Source organism: Gammaproteobacteria bacterium, assembly GCA_022340215.1.
Lineage (GTDB): Bacteria > Pseudomonadota > Gammaproteobacteria > JAJDOJ01 > JAJDOJ01 > JAJDOJ01.
The window spans coordinates 1-3134 of record JAJDOJ010000068.1 but is presented as its reverse complement, the minus strand read 5'-3'; the positions used below and the strand labels follow the sequence as shown (position 1 = coordinate 3134).

The window sequence follows — 3134 nt, the reverse complement described above, 5'->3', positions numbered from 1 at the left end:
CACTACTGGCAACTAATATGCAAAGCCATACGCTTCGGCTAGAAACCCAACATTCTGACAAACAAAGGGCAATTTGGGCTTGCAAGATGAAAGTGGGACATTACACCGCATATTCTTTTACTTCGCATATCCACGGTGTTTACAGCTGAACGCCAGCAGATGCTCGGCGTGGCAGGTATCGCAACGTACCCGCAAAAAGCCGTGCTCCAGACGGCCGCATCGCAGATAGTCCTCGAATTCCTGCTGCACGTAGTCCGGCAACGGCCTGCCCTGGCGGGCCATGAGGTCGACAAATTGTGGGTAGTACTCCTCGACTATCCGGTAGAGCAGGGTCTGCTCGGGTCGGTGGCGCTGGTAACGGTCAGGACCTCGGTCCCGGTCGGTCGTCCCGGCCGCGAGCGTTGATGACATGATCGGCGTCCATGCAATACTGTACTAATATACAGTCTATCGTATGGACGTCCGAGCTTCATTGTCTGGGCCGAGGTTTCTGGCCGGGGTGATCTACTACGACGGGCAATTCGATGACTCGCGACTGGCGGTGAACCTGGCACAGACGGTCTTCGACCTGGGTAGCGTGGCCGTCAATCGCTGTCCCGTCGAGGGGCCAGTACCTTGAACATCCCCCGACCCGGACCGACGTCCTCAGCGTCTTTGCGGGATTGAGGCCCCTGGTCAGGTCCGGGGAGGGGTCATCCACCGCTGCACTGTCCCGCGATCACACCATCCTGGTCTCCGTGGCGGGGGGCAAGTGGACCACCTAATCGGCACCCTCGCCGCCCTCGACTTTCTCCATCGCCCTCCCCGCGGTACCGATCCGGCGCTGCTCAATTCGCACCGCAACCCCGCGCGGACGAGACTGGCGTTCGAGGAACTGCTGGCACAGCAACTCGGTCTTGCCCGCGTACGCTGTCGCTTGAAACGCAACCCGGCCCCGATCCTGTCCGCCGGACGGGAGGTGCTGCGGCCCTTTCTCGACTCGCTTCCTTTCGCGCTGACCGGTGCGCAATCCCGCATTATTGAGGAAATCAGGAATGATCTGGCCTCGAGCGGGCCGATGCTGAGACTGGTCCAGGGTGACGTCGGCTCGGGAAAGACAGTGGTCGCCGCGGCAGCCTGCGTGCTGGCCGCAGAATCGGGCCATCAGGCGGCCGTGATGGCACCGACCGAACTGCTGGCCGAGCAGCACCTGCGCTGCTTGAGGGAATGGCTGGAGCCACTGGGACTTTCACTCGCCCTGCTTTCGGGAAGGCAGGCCCGGTCGGAGCGAAACCGCGTGCTGGAAACCCTGTCCAGGGGCGAAGTCGATGTCGTCTCGGGAACCCATGCATTGATTCAGGCCAAGGTAGCAATCCCGAATCTGGGGCTTGCCGTGATCGACGAACAGCATCGGTTCGGGGTTCATCAACGCCTGGCACTGGGTAACAAGGGTCGAAAGGGGGGACCGTATCCGCATCAACTCGTCATGACCGCGACCCCGATTCCGCGCACGCTCGCGATGACGGTATACGCTGACCTGGATCACTCTGTCCTGTCCGAATTGCCGCCTGGACGCAAACCGGTCAATACGGTCGCGGTACCGGAAACGCGCCGTGACGAGATCATCTCCCGAATCGGTCGGGCCTGCGAAGCCGGGAGACAGGCATACTGGGTCTGCACCCTGGTCGAAGAATCCGAGGCACTGGGATGCCGTGCGGCGGAAGAGACTGCCCGCGTCCTGTCCGAGGCTCTTCCGAAACTGACGATTGGACTGGTCCACGGCCGAATGCGGGCAGCGGAGAAAGACGACGCCGTGAGACGGTTCAGGGCCGGCGAGTTGCAGGTGCTCGTGGCCACGACAGTGATCGAGGTCGGCGTCGACGTACCTAACGCCTCGCTGATGATCATAGAGAACCCGGAGAGACTGGGACTGGCGCAACTACATCAGATCCGCGGCAGAATCGGACGCGGCAAACTCGACGGCGACTGCGTCCTTCTCTATGGCACTCCCCTGTCGGAATCGGCCAGAGAACGGATCCGGACCCTGCGCGAACACTCCGACGGCTTCGAGATTGCACGCATCGACCTGCGTTTGCGCGGTCCCGGCGAGGTGCTGGGGACCCGGCAGACGGGCAGCTTCCCGCTGCGCATCGCGGATTTCGAACAGGACCGGGACCTGATCCAGGACGTCACCCGGGTAGCACGCGAGATCGCGGCCTCGCATCCCGCGGCGGTCGACGGTTTGATCGAGCGATGGATCGGGGAAGGCGACCGGTTTGGCCGTGCGTAGCGTGTCACCCGCGATCCCGGCGCGGGTAATCGGGGCTCTCTGCCCCAAAATCCGCGCGCCATCGCATTGACGACCTCGAGTCAATGAGAATCCGGTCACTGCATCGCTGGGACGTGACGCCCGCCGAGGCGCGCGACATTCAGCATTCGCTCAAGGAGCGGATCGAGACCGACGACCGGTTCGGACCGATCCGCCTCGTTGCCGGTGTCGATGTCGGCTTCCCCGACAAGGGCCGGACGACCCGCGCGGCCGTGGCGGTCCTGACATTCCCCGATCTGGAATTCGTGGCGCAGTCAATGGCCGAAATCCCGACTCTTTTCCCCTATGTCCCCGGCCTGCTGTCCTTCCGCGAAGTCCCGGCGGTACTCGCCGCCCTGGAACGGCTTCGGCACATCCCCGATATCATCCTGTGCGACGGCCAGGGGACGGCCCACCCGCGTCGCTTCGGAATCGCCTGTCATCTGGGACTGATCTGCGATACCCCCGCGATCGGCGTGGCCAAGTCGCGCCTGACCGGAGAGCACGCCCCGGTTCCCGAGGGCCGGGGGGAATCTACACCCCTGATCCTGCGGGGAGAGACAATCGGCGCGGTCCTGCGAACGCGGGTCGGTGTGCGTCCCCTCTTTGTGTCTCCCGGGCACAGGATTTCACTGGATTCCGCCCTGGATGTCACCCTGCGCTGCACGACCCGCTACCGCCTTCCGGAGACCACTCGCTGGGCCGACCGGATCGCCTCCGGGAGGTAGCGCACGATTCGCATCGACGAGATCATCCGAAGCGGCAAGGCCCCCTTGCCCTGGGAAACAGTCTATCGGGCCCCCTCCTTGCTGGCGTCACCGGCAAACCGATCAACGACCGCCGCACT

General features: G+C 63.5%; 2 protein-coding genes and 3 pseudogenes. 4 read left to right on the top strand and 1 reads right to left on the bottom strand.

The genetic code is table 11. The annotated features are described in order from the left end of the window. Window positions 1–126 precede the first annotated feature (126 nt). Window positions 127–411: pseudogene (locus LJE91_05020) on the bottom strand (transposase zinc-binding domain-containing protein). A gap of 61 nt (window positions 412–472) precedes the next feature. Between LJE91_05020 and LJE91_05015 the strand changes: the two are divergent. From LJE91_05015 to nfi, 4 genes and pseudogenes are all read left to right on the top strand, one after another. After that, window positions 473–619: a hypothetical protein gene (locus LJE91_05015; protein ID MCG6868098.1), complete on the top strand. Its 147-nt coding sequence runs from the start codon at window positions 473–475 to the stop codon at window positions 617–619. Then, window positions 612–761: pseudogene (locus LJE91_05010) on the top strand (FAD-dependent oxidoreductase). Before LJE91_05015 ends, LJE91_05010 begins: the two are co-directional and overlap by 8 nt. A gap of 77 nt (window positions 762–838) precedes the next feature. Continuing rightward, a pseudogene (locus LJE91_05005) lies at window positions 839–2269 on the top strand (ATP-dependent DNA helicase RecG). An 83-nt stretch (window positions 2270–2352) separates the two neighbouring features. Then, window positions 2353–3015: a deoxyribonuclease V gene (gene nfi, locus LJE91_05000; protein MCG6868097.1), complete on the top strand. Its 663-nt coding sequence runs from the start codon at window positions 2353–2355 to the stop codon at window positions 3013–3015. Window positions 3016–3134: the final 119 nt, after the last annotated feature.

What these genes read in the sequence shown, in the direction of transcription:
- nfi (MCG6868097.1), top strand. Translation starts at nt 2,353, where the DNA reads ATGAGAATCCGGTCACTGCATCGCTGGGACGTGACGCCCGCCGAGGCG.